General features: G+C 61.6%; 24 protein-coding genes. 10 read left to right on the top strand and 14 right to left on the bottom strand.

Going from position 1 to position 26,368, the window contains the following annotated elements:
• Positions 1-44: 44 nt before the first annotated feature.
• The 11 genes from purD to V5B44_RS07810 form a co-directional block, all read right to left on the bottom strand.
• Positions 45-1,325, bottom strand: coding sequence for a phosphoribosylamine--glycine ligase (gene purD, locus V5B44_RS07760; RefSeq protein ID WP_332358500.1), 1,281 nt, complete (start codon positions 1,323-1,325; stop codon positions 45-47).
• 140 nt (positions 1,326-1,465) lie between these two features.
• Positions 1,466-3,031, bottom strand: a complete 1,566-nt coding sequence (purH, locus tag V5B44_RS07765) for a bifunctional phosphoribosylaminoimidazolecarboxamide formyltransferase/IMP cyclohydrolase (RefSeq protein WP_332358501.1) — start codon at positions 3,029-3,031, stop codon at positions 1,466-1,468.
• Between the two features lie 49 nt (positions 3,032-3,080).
• Positions 3,081-3,332 (bottom strand): helix-turn-helix domain-containing protein, encoded by a 252-nt coding sequence (locus V5B44_RS07770; RefSeq protein ID WP_287634950.1) that lies wholly within the window; start codon positions 3,330-3,332, stop codon positions 3,081-3,083.
• A complete protein-coding gene (gene dusB / locus V5B44_RS07775; RefSeq protein ID WP_332358502.1) occupies positions 3,329-4,381 on the bottom strand; it encodes a tRNA dihydrouridine synthase DusB in 1,053 nt (350 codons plus the stop codon). Before dusB ends, V5B44_RS07770 begins: the two co-directional genes overlap by 4 nt.
• A gap of 203 nt (positions 4,382-4,584) precedes the next feature.
• Complete coding sequence (gene minE, locus V5B44_RS07780) at positions 4,585-4,851, bottom strand: cell division topological specificity factor MinE (protein WP_332358503.1); 267 nt, start codon at positions 4,849-4,851, stop codon at positions 4,585-4,587.
• A 2-nt stretch (positions 4,852-4,853) separates the two neighbouring features.
• The gene (minD, locus tag V5B44_RS07785) at positions 4,854-5,675 is read right to left on the bottom strand and encodes a septum site-determining protein MinD (protein WP_332358504.1); all 822 of its coding nucleotides are present in this window, start codon (positions 5,673-5,675) and stop codon (positions 4,854-4,856) included.
• A 101-nt stretch (positions 5,676-5,776) separates the two neighbouring features.
• Positions 5,777-6,565 carry a septum site-determining protein MinC gene (gene minC, locus V5B44_RS07790; RefSeq protein WP_332358505.1) on the bottom strand — a complete coding sequence of 263 codons (789 nt, stop codon included), beginning with the start codon at positions 6,563-6,565 and terminating at the stop codon, positions 5,777-5,779.
• Between the two features lie 163 nt (positions 6,566-6,728).
• Entirely contained in the window at positions 6,729-7,883 is a 1,155-nt protein-coding gene (locus tag V5B44_RS07795; protein WP_332358506.1) for an FAD-dependent monooxygenase, read from the bottom strand.
• Positions 7,876-9,183 (bottom strand): aminopeptidase P N-terminal domain-containing protein, encoded by a 1,308-nt coding sequence (locus tag V5B44_RS07800; protein ID WP_332358507.1) that lies wholly within the window; start codon positions 9,181-9,183, stop codon positions 7,876-7,878. The genes V5B44_RS07795 and V5B44_RS07800 overlap by 8 nt, the downstream gene beginning before the upstream one ends.
• A 4-nt stretch (positions 9,184-9,187) precedes the next feature.
• Positions 9,188-9,871 carry an N-acetylmuramate alpha-1-phosphate uridylyltransferase MurU gene (murU, locus tag V5B44_RS07805; RefSeq protein ID WP_332358508.1) on the bottom strand — a complete coding sequence of 228 codons (684 nt, stop codon included), beginning with the start codon at positions 9,869-9,871 and terminating at the stop codon, positions 9,188-9,190.
• Positions 9,871-10,902, bottom strand: coding sequence for an aminoglycoside phosphotransferase family protein (locus tag V5B44_RS07810; protein ID WP_332358509.1), 1,032 nt, complete (start codon positions 10,900-10,902; stop codon positions 9,871-9,873). The genes murU and V5B44_RS07810 overlap by 1 nt, the downstream gene beginning before the upstream one ends.
• A gap of 112 nt (positions 10,903-11,014) precedes the next feature.
• On the opposite strand from V5B44_RS07810, the gene lptD reads away from it, so the two are divergent.
• The 4 genes from lptD to rsmA are packed head-to-tail and all read left to right on the top strand — an operon-like array spanning position 11,015 to position 17,033.
• Entirely contained in the window at positions 11,015-13,930 is a 2,916-nt protein-coding gene (gene lptD, locus V5B44_RS07815) for an LPS assembly protein LptD (RefSeq protein WP_332358510.1), read from the top strand.
• A gap of 8 nt (positions 13,931-13,938) precedes the next feature.
• A complete protein-coding gene (locus tag V5B44_RS07820) occupies positions 13,939-15,243 on the top strand; it encodes a peptidylprolyl isomerase (RefSeq protein ID WP_332358511.1) in 1,305 nt (434 codons plus the stop codon).
• Positions 15,244-15,247: 4 nt separating this feature from the next.
• Entirely contained in the window at positions 15,248-16,249 is a 1,002-nt protein-coding gene (gene pdxA / locus V5B44_RS07825) for a 4-hydroxythreonine-4-phosphate dehydrogenase PdxA (RefSeq protein ID WP_332358512.1), read from the top strand.
• Positions 16,250-16,253: 4 nt separating this feature from the next.
• Positions 16,254-17,033 (top strand): 16S rRNA (adenine(1518)-N(6)/adenine(1519)-N(6))-dimethyltransferase RsmA, encoded by a 780-nt coding sequence (gene rsmA, locus V5B44_RS07830; RefSeq protein ID WP_332358513.1) that lies wholly within the window; start codon positions 16,254-16,256, stop codon positions 17,031-17,033.
• A gap of 46 nt (positions 17,034-17,079) precedes the next feature.
• On the opposite strand, the gene V5B44_RS07835 is transcribed toward rsmA, so the two are convergent.
• The 3 genes from V5B44_RS07835 to xth all read right to left on the bottom strand — a co-directional run bounded on the left by V5B44_RS07835 (position 17,080) and on the right by xth (position 18,819).
• Positions 17,080-17,277: a YgaP family membrane protein gene (locus tag V5B44_RS07835; RefSeq protein WP_287634935.1), complete on the bottom strand. Its 198-nt coding sequence runs from the start codon at positions 17,275-17,277 to the stop codon at positions 17,080-17,082.
• Between the two features lie 97 nt (positions 17,278-17,374).
• Positions 17,375-18,052, bottom strand: coding sequence for a Crp/Fnr family transcriptional regulator (locus tag V5B44_RS07840; RefSeq protein ID WP_332358514.1), 678 nt, complete (start codon positions 18,050-18,052; stop codon positions 17,375-17,377).
• Positions 18,052-18,819 carry an exodeoxyribonuclease III gene (gene xth, locus V5B44_RS07845; protein WP_332358515.1) on the bottom strand — a complete coding sequence of 256 codons (768 nt, stop codon included), beginning with the start codon at positions 18,817-18,819 and terminating at the stop codon, positions 18,052-18,054. The genes V5B44_RS07840 and xth overlap by 1 nt, the downstream gene beginning before the upstream one ends.
• 444 nt (positions 18,820-19,263) lie before the next feature.
• Between xth and V5B44_RS07850 the strand changes: the two genes are divergently transcribed.
• The 6 genes from V5B44_RS07850 (at position 19,264) to wecB (ending at position 26,366) form a co-directional block, all read left to right on the top strand.
• Complete coding sequence (locus V5B44_RS07850; protein ID WP_332358516.1) at positions 19,264-19,872, top strand: XrtA/PEP-CTERM system exopolysaccharide export protein; 609 nt, start codon at positions 19,264-19,266, stop codon at positions 19,870-19,872.
• Between the two features lie 85 nt (positions 19,873-19,957).
• Entirely contained in the window at positions 19,958-21,517 is a 1,560-nt protein-coding gene (locus V5B44_RS07855; protein WP_332358517.1) for an XrtA system polysaccharide chain length determinant, read from the top strand.
• Between the two features lie 9 nt (positions 21,518-21,526).
• The gene (locus V5B44_RS07860; protein ID WP_332358518.1) at positions 21,527-22,477 is read left to right on the top strand and encodes an XrtA-associated tyrosine autokinase; all 951 of its coding nucleotides are present in this window, start codon (positions 21,527-21,529) and stop codon (positions 22,475-22,477) included.
• Positions 22,452-24,080 carry a TIGR03016 family PEP-CTERM system-associated outer membrane protein gene (locus V5B44_RS07865; protein WP_332358519.1) on the top strand — a complete coding sequence of 543 codons (1,629 nt, stop codon included), beginning with the start codon at positions 22,452-22,454 and terminating at the stop codon, positions 24,078-24,080. Before V5B44_RS07860 ends, V5B44_RS07865 begins: the two co-directional genes overlap by 26 nt.
• A 9-nt stretch (positions 24,081-24,089) precedes the next feature.
• Positions 24,090-25,184: an XrtA/PEP-CTERM system-associated ATPase gene (locus tag V5B44_RS07870; protein ID WP_332358520.1), complete on the top strand. Its 1,095-nt coding sequence runs from the start codon at positions 24,090-24,092 to the stop codon at positions 25,182-25,184.
• Between the two features lie 12 nt (positions 25,185-25,196).
• Complete coding sequence (gene wecB / locus V5B44_RS07875; RefSeq protein ID WP_332358521.1) at positions 25,197-26,366, top strand: non-hydrolyzing UDP-N-acetylglucosamine 2-epimerase; 1,170 nt, start codon at positions 25,197-25,199, stop codon at positions 26,364-26,366.
• The last annotated feature ends 2 nt before the right edge of the window (positions 26,367-26,368 follow it).

The following is a 26,368-nucleotide window of genomic DNA, read 5'->3' on the forward strand; positions in this document are numbered from 1 at the left end:
CTGCCCGTGCAGGGAAGGAAACGCCCGGCCGTGGTTTGCCTTGCTCATCGGTTGACCGCGCGGTGGCCGATGTCTCGGCGATACTGCATGCCATCATAGTGAATGCCGACAATGAGGTCGTAGGCACGTTTCTGGGCTTGTCGGATGCTGTCCGAGAGCGTCGTTACGCACAGCACGCGGCCGCCGGAGGTGACGATTCGGCCATCCTGCTCGCGCGTACCGGCATGGAAGACGTGACTGTCCTCTCCGTTCTGCGGCAGGCCGCTGATCGCGTCGCCGGTGCGCGGTGGGCCGGGGTAATTGGCTGCGGCCAGCACGACGCCAAGGGCAACACGACGATCCCAGCTGGCCTCAACCAGGTTGAGTCGGCCTGCGACGGCGTGCTCCAGCAGGGTCAGCAGGTCAGATCTCAAACGCATCATGATCGGCTGGGTTTCGGGGTCGCCAAGGCGGCAATTGAACTCGACTGTCTTGACCGATCCGTCCTTGCCGATCATCAGGCCAGCGTAGAGGAAGCCGGTATAGGGGATGCCATCGGCCGCCATGCCACGGACCGTGGGCAGGATGATCTCGCGCATGGCGCGGGCGTGAACCTCCGGCGTGACCACCGGCGCTGGCGAGTAAGCGCCCATGCCGCCGGTGTTGGGGCCGGTGTCGCCATCGCCGATGCGCTTGTGATCCTGGCTCGAGGCCAGAGGAAGTGCATTTTTGCCGTCGACCATGACGATGAAACTGGCCTCTTCGCCTTCAAGGAACTCTTCAATCACTACCCGAGCTGGTGTTGCGTGCTTCGCTGCGCCCCGGTTGCTGGCTGGCAGCATGCGGTCAATCGCCGCGTACGCCTCGTCCAGCCTGCCAGCGACGACGACGCCCTTGCCAGCGGCCAGACCATCGGCCTTGATGACAATCGGCGCCCCCTGTTGGGCGACGTAGGCGTGGGCAGAGGCGCGATCGGAGAAGGTTGCAAAGCGAGCGGTCGGGATGTTGTGCCTGACCATGAAGCGCTTGGCGAAATCCTTCGAACTTTCGAGTTGAGCGGCTTCCCTTGTTGGGCCGAAGATCTTCAGACCGCGGGCGCGAAACAGGTTGACAATGCCGGCGGCGAGCGGCGCTTCCGGGCCGACGACGGTGAGATGGATTGTCTCCCTGATGGCGAAGTCGGCGAGGGCTTCCGGGTCGCTGAGGTCAACGTTCTCGAGTTCACGTTCCCGAGCTGTGCCAGCGTTGCCGGGTGCGACAAAGACCTTCTGCAGCCCTGGTGTTCTTGCCAGGCGCCAGGCGAGAGCGTGTTCGCGACCGCCCGAGCCGACGACGAGTAACTTCATTGGGATCCTTTCAGCACCAGTTCGTTCGCGGGTGCGCAGCCGCGCTTACCCAAAAAAACCATTCGCAGCAGCCGTGACCAGCCGTCAGCGCAACGCCTTGCAGCGCGCTCTTGCTGGCGTGGCCAGCCGGCTGACCGACCTCAGTGTCGGAAGTGCCTGGCGCCGGTAAAGACCATCGCCAGGCCATGCTCATCGGCGGCACTGATCACTTCCTCGTCACGCATCGAGCCGCCGGGCTGGATGACCGCTTTGGCGCCGGCGGCAGCCACTACATCGAGCCCGTCGCGGAAGGGGAAGAAAGCATCGGAGGCGACGCAGGAACCCGCCAGGTCGAGACCGGCACTTTTTGCCTTGCTGGCCGCGATGCGGGTCGAGTCAACCCGGCTCATCTGGCCGGCACCAACGCCCAGCGTCATGCCGCGGCCGCAGAATACGATTGCGTTGGACTTGACGAACTTGGCAACGCGGTAGGCGAAGAGGAGATCCTCGATCTGGGCATCGGTCGGCGCCACCTTGCTCACCTGCCTGAGGTCCGAGGCCTTGACATTGAAGTGATCGGGTGTCTGCACCAGCAGCCCGCCGCCAACGCGTTTCATTTCAAAAGCATGGTAGACCCTGGCCAGGGGCAGTTCGAGGACGCGTAGGTTCTGCTTGGTGGCCAGCATTTCTCTGGCCGCGTCGGTGAAAGCCGGCGCCAGCAGCACTTCAACGAAATGCTTGCGCACATTCATCGCCGCGACCACCTCGGCGCCGACCGTACCGTTGAAGGCGATGATTCCGCCAAAGGCCGAGGTCGAATCGGTCTGGAAGGCTTTCTCGTAAGCTGACAGCAGACTCACATCGACCGCTACGCCGCAGGGATTGGCGTGTTTGATGATCACGCAGGCCGGGGTCTCGAAGGTCTTGACGCATTCCCAGGCCGCGTCGGCATCGGCGATGTTGTTGTAGGAGAGTTCCTTCCCCTGCAACTGCTTGTAGTTGGCGATGGATCCCGCAACTGGCATCGGATCGCGGTAGAAAGCGGCTTGCTGGTGTGGATTCTCGCCGTAACGCAGCGCTTCGACGCGATCGAAAGCAAGTTGCAGCCTGTCCGGGAATAACCCGGGCTGGTCCGCTTCATCAAGTGAAGTCAGCCAGTTGGCGATCGTCGCATCGTAACGCGCGGTGTGCACAAAGGCCTTCTTGGCCAGCGCGAAACGCGTGTTCAGGCTCAACTCGCCACTGTTGGAAGTCATTTCCGCAAGCACGGCGGTGTAGTCTGCCGGGTCGGTAACGACAGCCACCCCAGCGTAGTTCTTGGCCGAGGAACGGACCATCGCCGGACCACCGATATCGATGTTCTCGACCGCGTCGGCCAGCGTGACACCGGCTTGAGCGACGGTCTCCCGGAAGGGGTAGAGATTCACGCAGACCAGATCAATGGTCGGAATCCCGTGTTGCTCGATGGTGCTCATATGCTCGGGTAGATCGCGACGCGCCAGGATGCCCGCGTGCACTCGGGGATGCAGTGTCTTGACGCGACCGTCGAGCATTTCCGGAAAGCCCGTGTAATCACCGACTTCGGTGACCGGCAGACCGGCGTCGCGGAGCAGCCTGGCGGTGCCGCCGGTCGATAGGAGCTTCACGTCATTGGCGACGAGGCCCCGGGCAAATTCGAGTGCGCCACTCTTGTCGGAGAGGCTGATCAGGGCTTGGCGGATTTTCATGGTAGTGAGGTAATCAAGGCAACGTTGAGAGAAGAGGTGAGAATTCGATTCAGGCGATCAGCTTGTGGTCGGCCAGTTTCTTGCGCAGCGTGTTGCGATTGATACCGAGGATTTCGGCCGCGAGCGTCTGGTTGCCGCCGGCCTGTTTGAGAACGACTTCAAGCATTGGCCGCTCGACGCTCCTGATCACCATCTCGTAAACGGCGACCGGCTTCTCGCCCTCAAGCCTTTGAAAGTAGTTTTCAAGCGCCTTGCAGACGCAAGTCGCGATGTCGTCATCGTCATGGTGATCTCGAATCATGCGGCGAGGTCCTCAAGACTGGCATGGCCAGGGTTGGTGGTGTCCGGCTCCGCAGCGAGATAGGGCAGGCGCTCGTGATGTTCGCCGAGGGCAGAGAAAAAAGCGTTGACCGCTTGCCTTTGCCGGTCGACGGTCGGCAACTGATTCACCTGGCCGCGAAAAGCCGCCGAGCCGACCAGTCCCCGGGTGTACCAGGAGATATGCTTGCGTCCGATGCCTAGTCCGGTTTCGATACCATAGAAAAGATAGAGATCTTCGAGATGCTCGAGCAGTACCTGGTGAATTTCACTGACCCGTGGTGGCAGCAAGTGAGTTCCGGTTTTCAGGAAATGCTCGATCTCACGGAACAGCCAGGGACGCCCCTGTGCCGCACGGCCGATCATCACAGCGTCGGCATGGGTGATGTCAAGAACCTGCCTTGCTTTTTCCGGCGAACCGATGTCGCCGTTAGCGATGACAGGGATACTGGCCTGGGCCTTGACCGACCGAATCGTGTCGTATTCTGCCTGGCCGCCGTAGCCGCAGGCGCGCGTGCGGCCGTGCATGGCCAGCGCCCGGATCCCGGACTGCTCGGCGATCTTCAGGATGTTCAGGGCGTTGCGGTGGTCCTTGTCCCAGCCAGTGCGGATCTTCAGCGTCACCGGGGTATCTGGTACGGCATGAACAACCGCTTCAAGAATCTGCTGCACCAGCGACTCATCGCGGAGCAGGGCGGACCCCGCCATCACGTTGCAGATCTTCTTCGCTGGGCAGCCCATGTTGATGTCGATGATCTGCGCACCCCGGTCGACGTTGTAGCGCGCCGCATCGGCCATCATCGACGGATTGGCACCGGCGATCTGGACCACGATCGGTGCCACCTCTCCCTCATGGTTGGCGCGTCGCAGCGTCTTCATGCTGCCATAGAGCAGCGAGTTTGAAGTCACCATTTCAGAGACTGCCAAGGCGGCGCCCATTTTCTTGCACAGTTGCCTGAACGGGCGATCGGTGACGCCCGCCATCGGAGCGACGAACAACTGGTTGCGAAGGGAAAAACCGAGAAATTCCATGGCGGTCAGGTGCCGGGCAGGCGGGGGCGAGACAAGGATTCTACGCCGATTGCCGCCACAGAAACAGCCAGTTCTTGCCGCACTTCCTGGGGCTCAGTCACCCCCTCACTGCTGGTGGCGGTCGGATTCCTTGGAGCCAGAAGGGGCTGAACAGCTATCGTCCTGGCTATGCTGTTTTCGTCAGCCCGGGGACGATTGCCGCATCAAAGCCTGCTGCCCGCTTCCGGCATGACGATATTTACCTCCAGCACCTCAAAGTTGCCCTGTTTCTCGATTGATACCTTGATGTCATCAGGGTTGACCGACACGTACTTTGAAATGACGGCCATCAGCTCCTGCTGCAAGGCCGGCAGGAAATCCGGCGTACTGGTGCTGCCATTGCGCTCGTGGGCAATGATCAGTTGCAGACGTTCCTTTGCAATCGCTGCCGTCTTGGGCTTGCTGCCAAAGATCAGGGAGAACAGGGACATGCTCATTTACCCCCGAACAGTCGCTTGAACAGGCCAGGTTTCTCGTAGTCGACGAAGCGGAGTGGGATGGTTTCGCCGAGAAAGCGGCCAACCACGTCAAGGTAGGCGCCAGCAACGTCGGAATCAGCAAGATGGATCGCTGGTGTGCCGGCATTCGAGGATTGCAGCACCGCCTCGGATTCGGGAATCACGCCGATGATCGGTACGCGGAGTATCTCCTGCACGTCCTTGTACGACAGCATCTCACCGTCGCTGACGCGCTTTGGCGAATAGCGGGTGATCAGCAGATGCTCCTTGACCGGCTCTCCACCGAGCAGCGCGCGTCGTGACTTGGCCTGGATGATACCGAGAATGCGGTCGGAGTCACGTACCGAGGAGACCTCGGGGTTACTGACTACCAGTGCCTCGTCGGCAAAGGTCAGGGCCATGACCGCGCCGCGCTCGATGCCTGCCGGTGAATCGCAGACGACGTAGTCAAAACCCATGTGTTCAAGTTCCTTTAGAACCTTCTCCACACCCTCTTCGGTCAGTGCATCCTTGTCGCGCGTTTGCGAAGCGGGCAGCACGAAGAGATTACCGTTGTCGCAGTGCTTGTCCTTGATCAGCGCCTGGTGGAGCGTCGCTTCGCCGTTGAGGACATTGACCAGGTCATAGACGACACGGCGTTCACAGCCCATGATCAGATCCAGGTTGCGCAGGCCCACATCAAAATCGATGACGGCAGTTTTGTAACCACGCAGGGCAAGGCCCGACGCGAAGCTGGCGCTGGTGGTGGTCTTGCCGACCCCACCCTTGCCGGACGTTACGACGACAATACGTGTCACGGACTTTTCCCCGCAAATAGAAAGACGAGATTCTACCTGCAGAATTCGCTTTCTGTTGAATTGCCCTGATGCTTGCTGGCGAGTGTCAGACCAGAGCGTCGCTAATCGGTCTGCAGCGGTTCGACGATCAGTTTGCCAGGTTCCGCACCGGGGGTTCTTGACAGCCTCACCTGTACCGGTTTGCCGGCCATTTCCAGGGGGACGCCACTATCGAAGGTCCGGTACAGACCAGCCACCGAAACCAGTTCGGCATCGAAGCGGGTGCAGAAAATTCGCGCCTCGGCTGCGCCGCTGGCGCCAGCCAGCGCGCGCCCGTGCAGGGGCGCGTAAATGTGGATGTTGCCGTCAGCGATGACTTCCGCTCCGGCATTGACCGCGGCCAAAACGACGAGGTCGCCACCGCGTGCGTAAACCTGTTGTCCGGAACGTAGCGGCCGCTCAATGAAGACCGTTGGCGCGGCGGTGGAAGCGGTTACTATCGGTGGGGGTGCCGCTACACTGGTCAGACCGGCTGTTTCGGGCAGCGGCGAGGGAGTCGCTTGGCAAGCAGTGGCAGGGGGGGATGAACGTTCGCCAGCAGCATAGGTCGGCAAGCCGGCGAAGGCTGCGCCGTAGCGGAGTTCCTCGCTGCCACCACGGACGCCAATGACGTTCAGGCCATGCGATTTCAAGACCTGCTTCACTCGCCGCCAGTCGGGTTCCGGAACGTCTACGATTTGTGACAATTCAAGCAATGCCGCATCGCCGTCGAAAAACTCATCGTCACCGAAAAGCGCGCTGGCTGCTTCGGCCAGAGCGTCCGGGTGCAACGAGCGCAGGGTGACGACGACGACCGGCAGGGTGGTTCCCTTGAATTCGATCAGTTGGCGTGTCTTGTTGGTTGGTGGCATGGGGTCGTCACGAATGTCAGCCAAGTGCTGAGTAAGCGGGCAAGTCTAGCCGAATCGGCAACAAAGCGAAACATGGCGGCGGCCGTATCTCAATATCCAGCAGCTGCCCCGGTTTGCCTACCGGGTCAGCGGGCAACCAGATCCTACGGCCGGATGCAACCGGTCAAGGCCAGGCCCGTGCCCCCCACATCATGCGCCGGGCGACGAAATGACGTAACGGTGGCAGCAGGTCAAGGCTCAGCAGGCCCAGGCCGCGAGCGACCCGCAACGGCCCCACGTCATTGGAGAAGAGGCGCACGATGCCATCGGTGAAGGCCATGCTGCCCCTGCGGTCACCCCGGCGTCCCTGCGCGTAGAAGGTGAGGGCAGCGGCGTCGCCTGCGTCGCCGCTGGCGCGTGTGAGCAGGGTTTCAGCCAGCTCCCAGGCATCGCGCAGGCCGAGGTTGAAACCCTGGCCAGAAACTGGGTGCAGGCTTTGCGCAGCATTGCCGATCCACACCTGGCGCGGTACGGTGAGTTGCTGGCGGACGCGAAGCGCCAGCGGGAAACTGGCGCGCGGGCCGCTGGCAACAAAGTCCATACGGCTGCCGAACTGTATTCGCAGGGCGGCGAGAAACGCTTGCTCGTCCAACTCGATGAACTGGCCGGCCTTCTCGGGAGGCATCGTAAACACAACCGAGTAGTCCTGAGCAAGTGGTAGCAGGGCGACTGGCCCGTCCGGCGTGAAGCGCTCCCAGGCGCGGTGACCGTGCCCGGCGAGTGGGCGGACTTCGGCGACCACGGCGTGTTGTCGGTAATCGTACACCCGAACCCCTGCGTCGTTGCCCGGCGTGCCCTCGGCATGAACGACCAGGCGGGCGGCGATGCTTCGCTTCTCGCCACCATCGCCGAGCGTGATGTCGGCGGCATCGCGGTTGGCCAAGATCTTGACGACCGTGCAGTTGCTCAGCCGTCGTGAGGTCGCCAAGCTTTGATCAAGGGTCGCCGCGAGATCGCGGTAACGCATCACGTAGCCGAGCGCCGGGATGCCGTAGTCGGCGGAGTCGATCAGCGTGCGGCCAAAGCCACCGCGCTGCGAGATATGAATGGTCTCGATCGGCGTGGCCAGGCGGCCGTTCCAGGCGCCGAGGCGTTCGAGAATCTGGCGGGTTCCATGCGACAGCGCCAGGGCGCGCGGGTCCGCGGCCCAAGCGCCACGCTGGCGGGTGTCGATCAGCAGGACGCTGTAGGGACCGCCGGCCAGGGCCAGCGCGAGTGCCATGCCAACCGGGCCAGCGCCAACGATGGCGACGTCCACTGAGTCGAGGGTATCAGCCATGGCACATCACTTCTTCGATTTCGGCAACCGTCTTGGGGGCGCTGGTGTACACCGTGCAGCCATCGGCTCTGACCAGCACATCGTCCTCGATGCGCACACCGATACCATGTAGCTGCGGCGGCACATTCGTGCCCGGGCGGAAGTAAAGACCGGGTTCGACCGTCAGCGTCATGCCGGGAAGCAGCTTGACCCAGGCGTTGTCTTCGCTGCCGGTGCGGTACTCGCCCACGTCATGAACATCGAGGCCCAGCCAGTGGCCGGTGCGGTGCATGTACCACGGTTTGTAGGCTTCACTCTCGATGGCCCCGTCGACGCTGCCGGCGATCAGCCTGAGGTCGATCAGGCCTTGCGAAAGGACGCGCAGTGCTGCCTGGTGATAGTCCATGAACGAGGCGCCGGGACGCACCGCGTCAATCGCCGCCTGCTGCGCGGCGAGGACGATTTGGTAGACCTCGCGTTGCTCCGGGCTGAAGCGGCCGCTGACCGGGAAGGTGCGGGTGATGTCCGAGGCGTAGCCGTCTAGCTCGCAGCCGGCGTCGATCAGCACCAACGAATGCCCGGCCAGCAACCGGTTGTTTTCGACATAGTGCAGGATGCAGGCATTGGCTCCGCCGGCGACGATCGGCGTGTAGGCATGTCCGGCGGATCCCCGCCGGCGGAACTCGTAGCTCAGCTCGGCTTCGAGTTCGTACTCCGCCATGCCTGGCCGGCAGGCGCGCATGGCGCAGGCGTGGCCGGCCGAAGCGATGTCGGCAGCGCGGCGCATGATCTCGATCTCGTGCGCATCCTTGGTCAATCGCATCTGGTCGAGCAGGCCGCGCAGATCGCGGATTTCACCCGGTGCCCGTATGCCGCTGCGGCTTTCGGCACGCACGGCATTCAACGCGCTGGCGATCCGGCGGTCCCAGTCGGCATCGTGGCCGAGCGAGTGCCACAGCACGCTGCGGTTGGCGATCAACTCGGGCAGTTTCTGTTCGAGCATGGCGATCGGATGAGCTTCGGAAAAGCCGAAGGCGTCTGCGGCGGTTTCGGGTCCATAGCGGAAGCCGTCCCAGATTTCGCGCGCCTCGTCTTTCTCGCGGCAGAACAGGATCGACCTCGGCTCCTTGCCGCCGACCAGCACGATCGTCGCCTCCGGTTCGGGAAAACCGCTCAGATACCAGAAATAGCTGTCGAAGCGATAGGGGTAGTGCGCATCGCGGTTGCGCAGACGCTCTGGCGCGGTCGGGATGACGGCGACGCCATCACCGAGTTCCGCCAGGACCTGCTGGCGGCGGCTAGAATAAGGCTGGTGACGCATGGGTTTACGCAAGCTCCCTGTCGAGATCGGCGAGACGTTCGGGCGTGCCGACGTCGACCCAGCGGCCGCTATGTCGTTCGCCGGTGATGATCCGGCGGGCAATGCCCTCATCGAGCAGTGGCCGCAGCTTCATCACCGCGCCCGCGGGAACGGCAGCAAAGAATTCTGGCCAGAAGACGCCGATGCCAGCGTAGGTGGCGGTGTCGCTGGTAGTTTCGCCCGCGCTCAGCACGATGTCACCGGCGAGGCGGAAATCGCCGCCGGAATGGTGCCGGGGGTTGGTGACCAGCACCAGGTGGGCGCGTCGTTGGTCGCGAGCCTGCGCCACATGGCGGGCGCGCGCGAAATCCCAGTCGCACCAGATGTCGCCGTTTACCGCCAGAAAAGGCTGCGACCCGAGCAAGGGCAGCGCGGCGGCGATACCACCGGCAGTCTCCAGGGCCCCGACAGGTTCCCGGGAGTACATGATGCTGAGGCCAAATGAGCTGCCATTGCCGAGTTTTGCTTCAATCTGCTGCCCGAGGTGGGCGTGGTTGATCACTACATCGTGCCAGCCAGCTGCTGCCAGTCGTTCCAGGTGCCACACGATCAGCGCCTTGCCGCCAGCGCGGAGCAGAGGCTTTGGCGTCAAGTCGGTCAGTGGCCGCAGGCGCTCACCGCGGCCCGCGGCAAGAATCATCGCTTTCATCAGAAGGTATAGCCGACTTCGACCGGCCGCTGCTCGAGTCGGTCGAGGAGCCGCGCGAGCGGCCGCAGCTCGCCGTAGCGCTGGCAGGTCCGCCGTAGATAGCTCAGCACACGCGGCATGTCCTTGAGGTAATCGTCTTTGCCGTCGCGGTGGCAGAGGCGGGCGAAGATACCCAGCACCTTGAGTTGGCGCTGCGCGCCCATCCATTCATAGTCGCGGTAGAAGTCATGAAAGTCAGCGTGAACCGGTAAACTCGCCCGTCGGGCCGCTTCCCAATACCGGATCACGTAGTCGAGCTCCTGCTCTTCTGACCACTGGATGTAGGCATCGCGATAGAGCGAGACGAGGTCGTAGCTTATCGGGCCGTAAACGGCGTCCTGAAAATCCAGGATTCCCGGGTTGGTCGGGAAGGTCGGCGCATTGTCCCCGATGACCATCAGGTTGCGCGAGTGGTAGTCGCGATGGACGAAGACCTGCGGCTGCTTCAGGTTGTTGGTCAAGATTTCCGAAAAGACCCGGTGCAGCGTGTTTTGCGTCGCCTCGTCCGGTGTCAGACCAAGATGGCGTTCCAGGTACCAGTCGGGAAAGAGTGCGAGTTCACGGCTGAGCAGGGCGTAGTCGTATTCTGGCAGGACTCCTGGCCGGCTGGCGATCTGCAGGGCGAGGAGCGCACTGTTGGCGTCGCTGTACAGTCGCGGCGCCAGGTTCCGGTCTTTCAGTGCTGTCAGGTAGGTCGTGCTGCCGAGGTCGGAAAGCAGCAGAAAGCCTTGCTCGAGATTCTCGGCCAAGACCACAGGTACATTTGCGCCGGCCTCCCGAAACAAGGCGGCGACCTTCAGAAAGGGACGACAGTTTTCCTTGTCGGGCGGTGCGTCCATGACGATGCGCGTTGTCCCGTCCGGCAGCGTGAGCCGAAAGTAACGCCTGAAGCTGGCGTCGGCCGAGGCGGGTTCAAGGCGGAAATCGCGATCGGGGAAATCTGGCTCGAAAAGCTCCCGGACCCAGTGACCCAGCAGGGCGGTGCGCGGCATGCCGCTTCTCCTTAAACGTTGATGCTAGAATGGCTGGATTTTAGCATCCGACCGCGCGCGCAGGCGCCGACCGCCACAGCAACCCATCGTACCTCTCACTGATCACTCCGGAATGAAGTTTCCTTATCGACGCAAGCCGCTGACCCTGGTCCTCTGCTGCGGTTTCGCCGGAACCGTTGCCGCGAGCCTGGCTGGCGAGGCTTGCGGGCAGAGTCTGGCGCCCTTCCGGGTCGATCCCAGTTTGCTTGGCTTGCCACCAGTGAAGCCGGTCACGCCGCCAGCCAAGGATCCACTTGACCGACCTGCCGCCGAGACCAGGCCGGTCGATGCGCCTGTGGTTGAAACGCGGCCGATGCCTGCGGCGACTGCCCCGACCCCTGCGGTCCAGACTGATGCCAGGCGGCGCGAGTCGTCTGTCGATAGATCAGTGGCACCCGTATTGCCCCCGGTGGAGCGTCCAGCGCCGGAAGTCACTCCGGCGGCGCGCCGGGTGGCCGAGGATACGAGACCGTCGGCCGTGCCCCAGGGTTTGCCGCAGCCGTCTGCCGCCGTTCGCAGCACACGTTCGGAGGGCGCGGTTCCCGCAGCCAAACCCGCTGGCCAGCCGCAGGTGCCTGCGCCGCCCGCCGTGCCCGTCCCCGGTGGGCCGCCCCTTGCCCTGCGGATGGCCAAGGCGATAGTGCCGTTGCCAATCGAGAGCGAGGCCCCGCGCCCAGTTTTTCTGAGCGCACAGCGCATTTCTGGCCTCGTCGGCCGGGAGGTGTTGGCCGAGGATGATGGGGAATTGCGCAAGGCTGGGACGCTGTTGAGCGCCGACCGTCTGACCTACTGGCCGATCGACGACGAGGTTGAGGCGATCGGCAACGTTCGCCTCCAGCAGGGGGATGACCTCCTTCTAGGTACCAGGGGTCGTCTGAAGCTCGAAGACCAGGTCGGGTTTGTCGACCAGGCTTCGTACTTCATGAAACGGCGGTCGTCGGCTGCCACCCGGGTGCAAGCTGGCGAGCTGTCGGACGCGTACTGGGCCGCGACGCAGCCGGATGCCGAAGCCTCGACTGGTTTCGCGGCGCCGCGCGTGTTGGACATCAAGCCCGGACAGACCAAGCTGAAGAGTTCAGGCACGGCTGTCGGCGAGGTCACGGAGGCGCGTGGTGAGGCAGAACGCATCGATCTTGAAGGTGAGAATCAGGTTCGCATGACTGCTGCCACCTATACCACCTGCAAGCCCGGTAACGACGACTGGTATCTCAGTGCCAGCGATCTCCAGCTTGATTACGACAATGATGTCGGAACGGGCAGGGACACGACCGTTCGTTTTCTCGGTGTGCCAATCCTCCATTCGCCGTGGATGTCCTTTGCGCTCAACGATGAGCGCAGATCGGGTTTCCTGATGCCGACCTATGGCTCGAGCAACAACAGCGGCTTCATGATTTCGGTGCCGTACTACTGGAACATCGCGCCGAACATGGACGCGACCTTCACACCCCGGTTGCTCACGAAACGCGGGTTGCAGATGGGCGGCGAGGTTCGCTATCTAAACGCGGCCTTTGGTGGGTTCTACAACAGCAGCGCAACCGTCGAGTACCTTCCGAACGACCGGGAGGCCGGCATTGACCGCTGGGGGGTGGCTCTCAGCCACATCCAGACCACAGCCAACGGCTTTTCTGGCTCAATCAACTACAGCCGGGTGTCGGACAACGACTATTACACCGATTTGTCAAGTCAGATTACCAGTACCGCGAAGACCCAACTTCTGCAGCAGGGTGTGCTGAGCTACGGTGGTGCGGGGTGGTGGACGGCGACCGCGAATTTGCAGTCTTTCCAGACTTTGCAGCCTGATCCCCAGAATCTCATCGCTCAGCCATATCGTTTGTTGCCGCAGATCACGGTGAACGCGCGGCAGCCGGACCTGTTCTTCACGGACAGCGCCTTCTTTGGGCAGTACACCAATTTCGTCAGCGCTGGCGCCACCAAGGTCGCTGGACAGGTGATCATCCCAAGCAAGTTGGAAGGACAGAGGACCGTTCTCCAGCCACAGATCTCGCTGCCCTATGTCACGCCAGGGTGGTACGTGACGCCACGGCTGGGCGTGAATCTCACCCACTACGCGTTGTCGTACCCCACCTCGGGTGACGTTCGTCCCGATTCGATTAGCCGGACGTTGCCGATCTTCAGTGTCGATTCGGGGATGACCTTCGAGCGATCGAGCACCTGGTTTGGTCGCGACTACACGCAGACCCTTGAGCCACGACTGTTCTACCTGAACATCCCATACAAGAACCAGGACAATATCCCGATATTCGACACCGCTCTGGCCGACTTCAACTTTGCCCAGATATTTGCTGACAACCAGTTTTCCGGTTGGGATCGCATCAACAATGCCAACCAGTTGACTGCCGCTCTCGGCTCTCGCCTGATCGATCCGTCCAGCGGTGGGGAAATCATGCGGGCAATGTTTGGCCAGCGACTGTACTTTTCTGACGACAGGGTGACGCTTCCGGGGACTACCAACCGCAACTGGGACAAGTCGGATTTCCTGGCTGGCTTCAGTGGCCAGGTGTGGCCAAGCGTGTATGCGGACGCCGCCCTGCAATATGATCCCGGTGATCAGCAGTTCGAGCGCTACTCGTTCGGCGCGCGTTATTTGCCGGCGCCGGGCAAGGTGATCAATGCTACCTATAGTTACAACACCGACGCCGCGATTCCGATCAAGCAGGTGGACTTTTCCGGCCAGTGGCCGCTTAGCGGTCGGTGGCAGGCGGTTGGTCGCTATAACTACTCGTTTCTGCAGAACCAGCCGATCGAGATCATAGGGGGCCTGGAGTATAACGCGGGTTGCTGGGCGCTACGTACGGTGGCCCATCGCGTGCAGACGACCGAGGCCGACTCGACGACTCAGTTCTTCGTGCAACTGCAATTGAATGGCCTGGCGAGCGTTGGCTCAAACCCCTTGAGTCTCCTTCAGCGCAGGATTCCGGGATACGCCGCCGGTCCGGCGATGATGGACCAGGGTCTGGCTGAATGGTAGGTCACAGAATGATGCTTCTATTTCGCACCGTGCTTGTTTCAGTCTGCCTGGTCGGGCTGGCGGCAGCGCAGCCCCGGCCATCCGGCCAGCCGGTCGCTGTCGATCGCATCGTTGCCGTCGTCAACGATGAAGTGATTACTCTTCATGAGTTGCGTTCTCGCCTTGACTCCGCCTTGGGCCAGTTGCAGCGACAGGGGATGGCCCCGCCACCGCGCGATGTGCTCGAAAGGCAGGTCCTTGAGCGGTTGGTGATGGATAAGGTCCAGCTACAGTTGGCGCGCGACATGGGCTTGCGCGTCGACGACGGGCAGCTGGAGCAGGCCCTGCAGCGCATTGCCTCCGGCAACAAGCTGTCGCTTGCCCAGTTCCGGGCAGCACTCGAAAAGGACGGAGTGACCTTTGCCAGCTTTCGCGAGGAAATTCGCGCCGAGATGACCATTGGCCGGCTGCGTGAACGCGAGGTGGAGAGCAAGATTTTCATTTCTGACGGCGAGATCGACAATTATCTCGCCACTGTGTCGGTGCAGGGCGCGGCAGGCGAGGAGTATCAACTGGCTCATATTCTGCTACGGGCGCCAGAGTCAGCGAGCCCCGAACAGATTCAGAAGCTTAGGGCCAAAGCCGAGCAGGTATTGGACCGGCTGCGCAAGGGCGAGGACTTTGCGCAGCTCGCGGCCGCTTATTCAGATGCACCCGACGGTATGAAAGGAGGCAATCTGGGCTGGCGTTCGCTCGATCGTCTGCCAGCCATGTTTGCCGAGGCAAGTCTACAGCTCAAGGTCGGCGAGGTGTCGCCCGTCCTTCGCAGTTCGAACGGCTTTCACGTGATAAAGCTGCTGGCCAAGCGCGGGGGTGGTGCGGCGCAGGCGATCGAGCAGACGCACGCGCGGCATATTCTGATCAAGGTCAACGAGGTCGTATCCGAGCCGGAGGCTCGCCACAAGCTGGAGGGCTTGCGTGAGCGCATCCGCCATGGCGAAAGCTTCGCCGATCTGGCCAAGTTGTTCTCGCAGGACGGGTCGGCTTCAAAAGGCGGTGATCTTGGCTGGATTTATCCGGGTGACACCGTGCCAGAATTCGAACGGGCGATGAACCTGCTCGCGCCCGGCGAACTCAGCCAGCCGGTGCAATCACCCTTTGGTTTTCACCTGATCGAGGTGCTCGAGCGTCGGGTCCAGGATGTGTCGACCGAGCGACAACGGGCGGCTGCCCGTCAGACGCTCCGCGAACGCAAGCGCGACGAGGCCTACCAGGACTGGTTGCGCCAGGCACGCGACCGAGCGTATGTGGAGATTCGACTCGAGGAGGGTTGAGTGTATGCAGTCATCGCCAACAATTGCGGTCACGGTCGGCGAACCCGCCGGGGTGGGGCCGGAGATCTGCCTGCACTTGATGGATCCTGTTCGCCAGGTACAGTTACCCGCCCGGATCGTTGTCCTGGGCGATCTTCCGTTACTTGCCGAGAGGGCGTCGGCGCTACACCTGACCGGCACCCTGCGCCACTGGCATCCATCGCTGCCGTTGCTGCCCGGTACGCTTGACGTTCTCCATCTACCCCTGGCGGCCAAGGCCTGTCCCGGTTGCCTGGATCCCGTCAATGCCCGCCAGGTCCTCGGCTTGCTCGATCGCGCGCTGGCCGGTTGCCAGTCCGGAGAGTTCGCCGCAATGGTCACTGCACCCGTAAACAAGGGGGTGATCAACGATGCCGGCATGCCTTTCACCGGTCATACGGAATACCTGGCCGAGCGGACGGGAACGCGTCGGGTGGTGATGATGCTCGCCGGCGGCGGGCTGCGGGTCGCTCTGGTGACGACCCACCTGCCACTCAAGGACGTGCCGGCGGCCGTGACCCAGGCGGCGGTCGAAGAAACCCTGCGTATCCTGCATTCTGAGATGGGGCGAAAATACGGCATCAGTCGTCCTCGCATCCTGGTGGCTGGCCTTAATCCACACGCGGGCGAGGGGGGCTACTTGGGGCGTGAGGAGATCGACGTCATCATCCCGGTGCTTGAACGCTTGCGGGCAGGGGGTATGACGTTGCTTGGGCCGCTACCGGCCGATACGATGTTCTCACCGCCAGTGCTGGCACGTGGCGATTGTGTTCTTGCGATGTACCACGATCAGGGTCTGACCGCGCTCAAGTATGCGAGTTTTGGTCACGGCATCAACGTCACGCTTGGCCTGCCGATTATTCGCACCTCGGTTGATCATGGCACGGCGCTGGAACTCGCGGGGACCGGTCAGGCGGATCCGGGCAGTCTGTTCGCGGCCATCAAGCAGGCGATCGGGATGGCGGAGCGCGCCAACCGCGAGAGCTGAGCGCATGCGGCCACACGTCGCGCGCAAGCGCTTCGGCCAGCATTTCCTGGTCGATCGGCAGATCATCGCCGACATTGTCGAGCTGCTGGCGGTGCAGCCGGGTGACCACGTGGTGGAGATCGGGCCGGGGCTTGGTGCCTTGACCCGCCCGCTGGTGCAGCGCCTGGAGCACCTGCAGGTCGTCGAGATCGATCGCGACATCATCGCCCGGTTGCGGCGAGAGTATTCACCCGACAAGTTGACGATCCATGCCGGCGATGCCTTGTTGTTCGATTTCGGTCATCTGGCCGGTGACTCAGGCGCCGGCCTGCGGATTGTCGGCAATCTCCCCTACAATATCTCGACGCCGCTGCTTTTTCATCTCGCCAGCTTTGGCAGCAGCGTGTGCGATATGCACTTCATGTTGCAGAAAGAAGTGGTCGAGCGCATGGTCGCTGCCCCTGGCAGTGGCGACTTCGGCCGCCTGTCGGTGATGCTGCAATACCGGTTCGTGATGGAACGTCTTCTGGATGTGCCGCCTGAGGCTTTCGATCCCCCGCCCAAGGTCGATTCGGCTGTCGTCCGCCTGATTCCTCGTGCAGCTGCAGACCTGTCGGTGCGTGACGAAACGCAGTTCGCCACCTTGGTGTCGACAGCCTTTGCGCAGCGTCGCAAGATGCTGCGCAACAGTCTCAGGGGACTGGTCGAGGACTCTCACCTGGAGGGCCTCGGGCTTGCACCAAGCTGTCGGGCCGAGGAACTTTCGGTCGATGACTACATTTTGCTGGCCAATAGTCTGAAATAGAAACGGCGTGCCGTGGTTGCACGCCGCTGAACTGCCAGCACGGGTTTCAGGTGTTTTTCTTGAGCGGGCAGGTATTCATGCCGAGCAGCGAGTACGCCGGGCACGTGCCAAGCAGGCCGGTCAGCAAGGGTACGACGCCGATCCAGCCCCAGGCGCCGACCACTCCCAGGGCGGCCATGGCGATCAGGGCGATGCCGACAACGATACGCAGGATTTTGTCGATTCCACCGACGTTTGTTTTCATGATGGGCTCCGTGAGATGGTTAAGTAACGAAGCCAGTTTACCCAACTGCCCTGGTCGTGTATGTAACTCAGGTCACATAGCGCACGGGCGCCGCATCTCAGCGGTCAAGGCCCGCCAGCTGCTTCAACTTGTCCCGGTCGATAACGGTAATCTGCTCGCGGCCAAGTCCGACCACTCCCTGGGCGGCGAAGCCCTTGAGCAAGCGGCTGACAATCTCTCGCACGCTACCGAGTTCTTCGGCCAAAGCCTGGTGCGTGGCGTGGATGGCTCCACCTTTGGCGAGCAACAGTTTGGCGAGGCGCTGGTCGAGGCGGTGAAACGCGACTTCCTCAACCAGTTGCAGCAATTCCGCGATACGGTCGCCAAAGAGGTGGAAGACGAAGTCACGGAACAAGCCATTTTCGGCGATCAGTTTCTCGAATACGGGAATTGGCAAAAGCAGCAGCGAGAGGGGTGTTTCGGCGATGCCGCGGGCTGAATAGGGGCTGTGAGCTAGCAGACAGCTCGAGGTAATAATGCACGAGCCGCCCGGCTCAACACGGTAGAGAAGCAACTCGCGGCCGGCAGCGGTGTTCTTCACTACCTTGATCGTGCCGGCGAGAATCAGCGGGAACCCCAGGCAGTTCTGCTTTTCCGTAAACACCTGGGTGCCCGCGGGCAGCCTGAGCAAGGCCGTCGCCCGGCAGATCGCGGCGAACTGCTCCGTCGGCAGCGAACGCAGTGCCGGGTAGAGCATCAGCACTGATTCTGGCTGGTTTCCCGGGAGACCGTGCATCAATCAGCCAGCTCCGCTATGACCGGCGCGTGGTCCGAGGGGCGCTCAAGCTTGCGCACTTCCCGGCTGATCCGGGCTGCCTTGCAGCGCACGGTGAGTGTCTCGGAGAGCAGGATGTGATCGATTCGCAGTCCCCGGTTTTTCTGGAAGCCGAGCATTCGGTAGTCCCACCATGAGAAGCTCTTGGCTGGCTGGTCGAACAGTCGAAAGCTGTCCTTCAGGCCAAGGCCCAACAAGCGGCGGAAGGCTGCTCGCTCGGGGTCTGAGCAAAGGATCTGTCCGGCCCATGCGGCCGGATCGTACACGTCCTGGTCATCCGGCGCGATATTGAAGTCGCCCGCCACGACCAGGTGTGGATTGGCGGCAAGGCGCTCGCTGACCCAGCTGGCGAGTCCATCCAGCCATTCGAGCTTGTAAGCGTATTTGTCGCTGCCGACTGCCTGGCCATTGGGGACGTAGGCACAGACGACAGAGATGCCCCTGATTGTCGCGGTCAGCAGGCGCTTCTGCTCATCTGGGTAAAGCGGGTTGCCGACCACGATTTCCGTCGGCACTTCTCGTGCCAGGATGGCGACGCCGTTGTATGTCTTCTGCCCGGAGAAAGAGACGTAGTAACCGGCGGCCTCGATCTCCTGCGTGGGGAAGCCATGATCTTCAAGCTTCGTTTCCTGGAGACAGACGACGTCCGGTTGTTCCCTCACGAGCCATGTGAGTAGTTGCGGCAGGCGGACCTTCAGTGAGTTGACATTCCAGGTGGCAAGCTTCATGGGTGACCGAAGTGATTGATCAGATTGTACAAGCGAGGTGGCGATGGGCTTCAGCGCCGGTCTCGGCGGTGAGCCGGATCGGTGAGTTGAATAGGCAGTTATATAAATATGTTATCGTGTCACTCGCCTTTCGTGGCTTCTCGGGCTAAAGAAATGCGGAAAATGTGCGTTATTTCTCTCAGGCAGGTCGGTGCAGCCATTATTCTGCAGTTGGCGAAGGGCTTGTGACGGCGGCAGACGGCAAGACAATTGTTGGGCAGGGCAAGAGGGGATGAAACAGCCGTAGACTCGGACGTGCACCTTTTGCCCTCACGGGGAATTCCACTATACTCTGGCGCGCGTTACGAGACCCGTCAGCAGTATGGTCTTGCAACTTGCCGTAGACCGTTTCCAGGCTGGCGACTAATAAAGGAGAGCAATATGGTTACACGCTTGCATACTGTGATGGCTGTTGCGTTTCGTTGGGTCCTGCTCGGGCTGGTGGGCGGGCTTGGTGCGGGCTGTGCTTCCCACCCGCCGGCGCCAGTGTCCGCGGCTTCAGCGGATTATCGCTACATCATCGGACCCGGCGACAACGTGCAGGTCATCGTGTGGCGCAATCCGGAGCTTTCGATGTCAGTGCCGGTGCGTCCGGACGGGCTGATTACCGGGCCACTGGTTGAGGACGTTCCGGCGATGGGCAAGACGCCTACTGATCTGGCGCGAGACATGGAGAAGGTCCTCGGAACGTATATCCGTGATCCGGTCGTGACGGTCATCGTCACCGGTTTCGTGGGCACACAAAGCGAGCAGATCCGGGTTATCGGCGAAGCCGCCAAGCCGCAGGCACTACCCTACAGACAGAACATGACGCTGCTTGACGTGATGATTGCCGTCGGTGGCCTGACGGATTTTGCCGATGGCAACGGCGCGACAGTCATGCGAGCCAATGCTGAAGGCAGCAAGCAACAGTACAGTGTTCGCCTGACTGACCTCATCCGGCGTGGAGACATCTCAGCCAACGTGGACATGAAGCCGGGCGACGTGCTGATCATTCCGCAGAGTTGGTTCTGATCCGTCTCTTGCCTCGCCTGACATGTTCCGTTGCTGGCAAAGGTGACGGGTACTACTGAAACCCTACTGATAAAGTCTGAATCCAATGGATGAACTGATTCGACAGGCGGTCGCGATCCTGCGTGGAATGTGGCAACGTCGCTGGCTTGGGATTACTGTCGCCTGGGTTGTCGGCTTGGCAAGCGCGGTGGCGGTTTTGGCCGTACCCGACAAATACGAGGCATCGGCGCGGGTTTATGTGGATACCCAGTCGCTTCTCAAGCCGCTGATGAGCGGTTTGGTCACAATGCCAAATGTGGATCAGCAGGTCATGATGCTAAGCCGCACGCTGATCACCCGGCCGAATGTGGAGAAATTGATCCGCATGGCGGATCTCGACCTCAAGATCGAATCGAAAAGGGACCGGGACGCTCTCGTCGACACCCTGATGTCCTCGCTCAAGATCAGCAATACGACGCGTGACAATATCTATAGCATTACCTATCGGGACAGCCAGCCAGAGCACGCGAAGAAGGTAGTGCAATCGCTGGTGTCGATCTTTGTCGAATCAAATCTGGGCAGTGCCCGAAAGGATTCTGAGGCGGCCCGGAAGTTCCTTGACCAGGAGATCGCAGGCTACGAGAAGAAACTTGAGGAGGCCGAGGCACGCCTCAAGGAATTCAAGATGCGCAATCTGACGACCCAGAATACCGAGGGCAAGGATCATTTCGCCCAGATGAGCGCGACTGCGGGGGCTCTTGAGCAGAGTCGCCTCGAGTTGCGCGAGGCGGAGCATTCTCGTGACGCGCTCAAGCGCCAGATTCTGGGCGAGGAGCCGGTACTCCTGCCGGATGCTGGTCCGGAGCCGATTGCGGGTGTGTCGGTTCCCGAAATCGACGCTCGAATCGATGCTCAGCAGCGCAATTTGGATGCCATGTTGCAGCGTTATACCGACAAGCATCCCGATGTCGTCAGTGCGCGTCGCCTGATCAAGGAGCTGGAAGACCAGAAACGCCAGGAAATCGTTGCCCGGCGGAAGACAGCACTGACCAACCCTGCGTCTTCAGTCACCGCGAACCCCGTGCACCAACAGTTGAGGGTTTCCCTCTCCGAGACCGAGGCGAGAGTCGCGGCTCTGCAAACCCGGGTAGCCGAATACCAGTCGCGCTACGAGCGGCTCAAAGCGTCGGTCAGTATGGTGCCCCAGATCGAAGCCGAGTTTGCACAGCTGAATCGCGACTATGATATCAACAAGAAGAACTACGAACAGCTGGTGCAACGGCGTGAGCAGGCGAACATGGGCAGCGCGATGGAAGATGCCGCCGGGGTTGATTTTCGCCTGATCGATCCACCGCGGGTTTCGCCCAAGCCGGTCGCTCCCAATCGCGCCTTGTTCCTGCCGCTTACCTTGCTTCTGGCCCTGGCTGCTGGCGTGGCGGTTTCCTTTGCGGCCAGTCAGCTACGACCGGTGTTCTTCGACGCACGCTCCTTGCGGGAAGCCTCGGGCCTGCCGCTTCTGGGAACGGTGTCTTTGCTCACTGACGAGGCGACGAAACGACGCGAGAAGAAGGATTTGCTCCGCTTTGCGGCCGCCTGTGTCTCGTTGGTCGGCGCCTATGGCGCGGGGCTTCTCGCCTTCTTCCTTCTTTTCCTGCGTACTGCCTGAGGAAAACTGATGAGCCTCATTGAACAAGCGGCGAAGCGTCTGGAACAACTGCGCAAGGCGGGTGTCGAGGTCTACAGCCCAGCTGTTGGCGGCGAGGCGCCAGCTCCCGACGCCAGCATTCCCACCCACCCTCCAGCCCGGATGGTGCCAGCGTCGCCCCTGAAGCGGTCATCGGCAGGGAGAATTGCTCCGTCGGCTGCCGTGTCGCGCCGAATCGAGCTGGATCTGAATGCGCTTTCGGCCACCGGTCTGATCAGCCCAGACGCGCCACGATCCCAGATCGCCGATCAGTATCGGGTCATCAAGCGCCCCCTGATCGCCAATGCGATGGCGAAGGGCGCTGCGCCGATCAAGCGGGGCAACCTGATCATGGTGACGAGTGCACTATCTGGCGAGGGCAAGACTTTTACCGCGATCAATCTTGCGATGAGCATTGCCATGGAGCTCGACAACACGGTGATGCTGGTCGATGCGGATGTGCCGAAGCCGTCCGTGCTCAAGATGCTCGGGGTGCCACCGGGGCCGGGCCTGCTCGACGTGCTGACTGACGAATCGGTTGAGTTGTCGCAGGTGCTGATGCGAACCAACGTCGACAAACTCAGTATCCTGCCCAGTGGCACCCAGCACGCGCGTGCCACCGAACTCCTGGCCAGTGACGCGATGATCCGCCTGCTGGACGAAATGGCCAGTCGCTATCCGGACAGGATCATCATCTTCGATTCCCCGCCGCTCCTGATGACCACCGAATCGAGGGTGCTGGCTACCCATATGGGGCAGGTGGTCGTCGTGGTAAGAGCTGAACGTACGGCGCGCAGTGACGTCAGGCACGCCCTGGCAGCCATTGACGCTTGCCCGGTGAAGCTGGTCCTGCTCAATCAGGCGCGGACCTCGACCCAGGATGGCTATGGCTATGGTTATGGTTATGGCTACGGTTATGGCTATGGTGAAAACGGTGCTTGAGCCCATGGGCTGTGCCGCATGGACCGGGCCGCGCTCGATGCCTTGGGAATTTGATCAGGTAGGGCTTGGCAATAACCGCCTGATCTCCCGTCGGCGCGTTCAACCGTCGGCCGCCTGTCTGGGCTGTGTCTTGATGTGCATCGCAGCCCACGCGCACGCCGAGAGTTGGCGGATCACGCCGAGGATCGCGGTGAACGAGACCCTGACCAACAATCTCTTTCTTACTTCCCAGAACCGGACCAGTGATCTAGTGACCGGCATCACGCCGGGAATCTCGATCGAAGGCCAGGGAGCCCGCGCCAGCCTGCGCTTGAACTACGGACTTACCCAGAACCTCTATGCCCGCGAGTCGTCCCAGAACAATCTGCAGAATGCCTTGAATGCCACCGGGACGCTAGAAGCCATCGAAGACTGGTTTTTCGTCGACGCGAGCGGAACGATTTCACAGCAGTACATTTCCGCTTTTGGGCCGACTTCGCCATCTGATGCCAACATCAACAACAACCAGACCGAGACGGCGTACTACTCGATCTCACCGTACATCAGAGGCCGCTTCCTATCGTCCACCGAGTACTTGCTGCGCTACACGGCGAGTACAACCAGGGCGGACTCGTCGCGGGTGTCCAATACGACCACGAACCAGTGGTTGGGTCGGATCAATGGCAATACCCGTTGGGGTCCTCTCAGTTGGTCGCTCGACGCCAGCAGCAACAGCGTTGATTATGACCTTGGTCGGGACCGCGACGACACGCGCTATCAACTGACCCTGTCGTACCGCCTGACACCGCAGTTCCAGTTCTCACTGATTGCCGGGCGCGAGACGAACAATCTGGTCAGCCTGGAGGATGAGACCTACAGCGATTCGGGTTACGGTTTCATCTGGACGCCGAGCCCGCGGACCAAGCTCGATGCGCGCATGACGCGGCGTTTCTTCGGCAACGGCTACGTGGTGGCCTTCAGCCACCGGATGCCTCGCTCATTGCTCAGCTATACGGCGAGCAGGGATGTCTCGTATCAGCCAGCAGGCGTCGGAAATACAGGGCAGGGCAGCAACTACGACGCCTACTATGCGATCATCACTGCCAGCAATCCCGGGCTTGCGCCCGAGGCGATCAGGGCGCAGGTCGATCAGGTTCTGCAAGGCAGGGGCGTGCCGGCAGACGGAACCGTCGTCAACGGATTCCTGACCAACCGCCCAAGCCTGCAGAAATTGCAGCAGGTCTCGTATGCTCTTCTGGGTGCCCGGAATACGCTCACTTTCAGTGCCACCGAGAGTCAGCAACAGCCGCTGGGTGTGGTCAGCGGGCTGACCGATGACTATTCACTGGCGAATGAAGTGACTCAGCGCGGTTTCGGCGTCATCTGGGGCCATCAGTTGACCGGTCACTCTTCGCTTTCCCTGTCGCTCAACGAGCAACGCAGTCTGGCGAAGGGCACCAACGCGGTGGACACCAAGACGCAAGGCGCGTACCTCTTGTTCAGCACCCGGCTGTCGCCCAAGACGCAAGCCAACATCGGTGCCCGGCACGTGATTTCCGACGGCAGAGTCAACGCGGACTACACGGAGAGCGCGCTGACCGGCGCCCTTTCGCACAGCTTCTGATCGGTACTCATGTACGAGTCCTTCTATGGCTTGACCTGCAAGCCTTTTCAGCTTAACCCCGACCCCTCGTTCTACTTCGCCAGCAAGCAGCATCGGCGTGCGATGGCTTATCTGGAGTATGGCCTGAACCAGAACGAGGGCTTCATCGTCGTCACCGGCGAGGTGGGTGCGGGCAAGACAACGATCGTGCGGGGGCTGCTCAACGACCTTGATTCAGAGAAGGTCGTTGCCGCCCAGTTGGTCAGTACCCAGCTCGATGCCGAAGATACCTTGCGCATGATTGCCGGCGCCTTCGGTGTCGGGACCCGGAATGTTGGCAAGTCGGAAATGCTGCTTGCCCTCGAGGCTTTTCTGGTCGATGTCACCCGTCAGGGCAAGCGCTGTCTGCTGATTGTTGACGAGGCGCAGAATCTCACGCCGCGAGCGGTTGAAGAGCTGCGCATGCTGTCAAACTTCCAGTTCGGCACGCAGGCCCTGTTGCAGAGTTTTCTGATCGGCCAGCCGGAATTCCGGAAGATCATGCAGAGCCCGCAGATGCAGCAGTTGCGGCAGCGCGTGATCGCCGCCTGTCACATTGGTCCGATGGACCAGGATGAAACAGAGGCCTACATCGAACACCGGCTCAAGTGCGCCGGATCAAAAGGCTCGCCACGCTTCGACGCGGGCGCTTTCGAGGCGCTCTTCGAAGCCAGCGGCGGTGTGCCCCGGCGCATCAACGCGCACTGCGATCGCCTTCTGTTGTCGGGCTTCCTGAGCGGTAAGAGTGAGTTTACGCGAGTGGACGTCGAGGAGGTCGCGAGAGAGCTTAGCGAGGAGACCCAGTCCACTTCGCCGGTCACTTCGAGCAAGAGCATCGATGGTGGCCAGGCGGCGATCAACCCGCAACTGACCGACAGCGGAATTCTGGACATCGACCTGTCGAGGCTGGCAGTGGATCCCAGTACGGCGGATCAGGCCTCAAGAGTGATTGCCGACCTGAGAACCGGACAGTCCGAGCAGCGCTTGATCCGCATCGAGCGCAGCATGGTCCGTCTCGAACGCAACAATGCCGCGCTGTTGTCCTTGCTGCAGCAACTGGTCGATGCGGTGCGGGCAAAACAATGAAGGGGAGCGTTCTTGGTTAATGAGGTATGGCCCAACAACCTGGGGCCGGTGATCTGCGTCGTCGGCGCCCGCCCCAATTTCATGAAAATGGCGCCGATCCTGCGCGCTTTCAGTGGCCATCATCCGGCACTGCCGACGCTGCTCGTGCACACCGGGCAGCACTACGATCAGGCTATGAACGATCGCCTGTTTGCCGATCTTCGCCTGCCGCGTCCGGACATCAACCTCGAGGTTGGTTCAGGTACACACGCGGTGCAGACGGCGGAGGTGATGCGGCGTTTCGAACCGGTGCTGGATGCCCATCGGCCGTCCTGCGTGCTGGTCGTTGGCGACGTGAATTCGACGTTGGCATGTGCTCTGGTCTGCGCCAAAAAGGAGGTACCCGTTGTGCACGTCGAGGCGGGACTGCGCAGCTACGATCGTTTGATGCCGGAGGAAATCAACCGGGTGCTCACCGATCAGATTGCTGACCGACTGTACACCACCGAGCGCAGCGCCCACGCCAACCTCGCGCGCGAAGGGATTGGCGATGAACGGATGTGCTTCGTTGGCAACGTGATGATCGACTCGCTGCTGGCGAACCGCGAGTTGGCCCATCCACCGGCAGTCACCCTGCGCGTGGCCGGTGTCGATCCAGGTATCCTCAACGGGCCTCAGGGCTATGGTTTGGTCACTCTGCACCGACCGTCCAATGTCGATCATGCGGAGACGCTGGCACCACTCCTGAGTGTGCTGCGTGAAGTCGCAGAGAAAGTCCCGCTTGTTTTTGCCCTGCATCCACGCACGCGTGCCAACGTTGAACGTTTCGGCCTCGGCGAGTTGCTAAGCAGTCGGCGCATCGTCCTGCTGCCGCCGCAGGGCTATCTGGAGATCCTTGGCCTGCTGGCTGGCTCCCGGTTGGTGCTTTCCGATTCCGGGGGCTTGCAGGAGGAAACGACAGCGCTCGGCGTGCCCTGTCTGACAATACGTGAAAACACGGAACGTCCGATCACTGTCGAGCAGGGAACCAATACCCTCGTCGGTTGTGATCCAGGTGCGATTCGCAGGGGAGTGGACGACATTTTGTCTGGTGAGGGCAAGACCGGCCGCGTCCCCGAGTTCTGGGATGGATGGGCGGCAGAGCGAATCGCGTCTGATCTCGCGTCGTGGCTGATCGCTCGCCATGCGCAGCGCGGCCGTTAGCC

It is taken from the genome of Candidatus Accumulibacter necessarius (assembly GCF_036625085.1).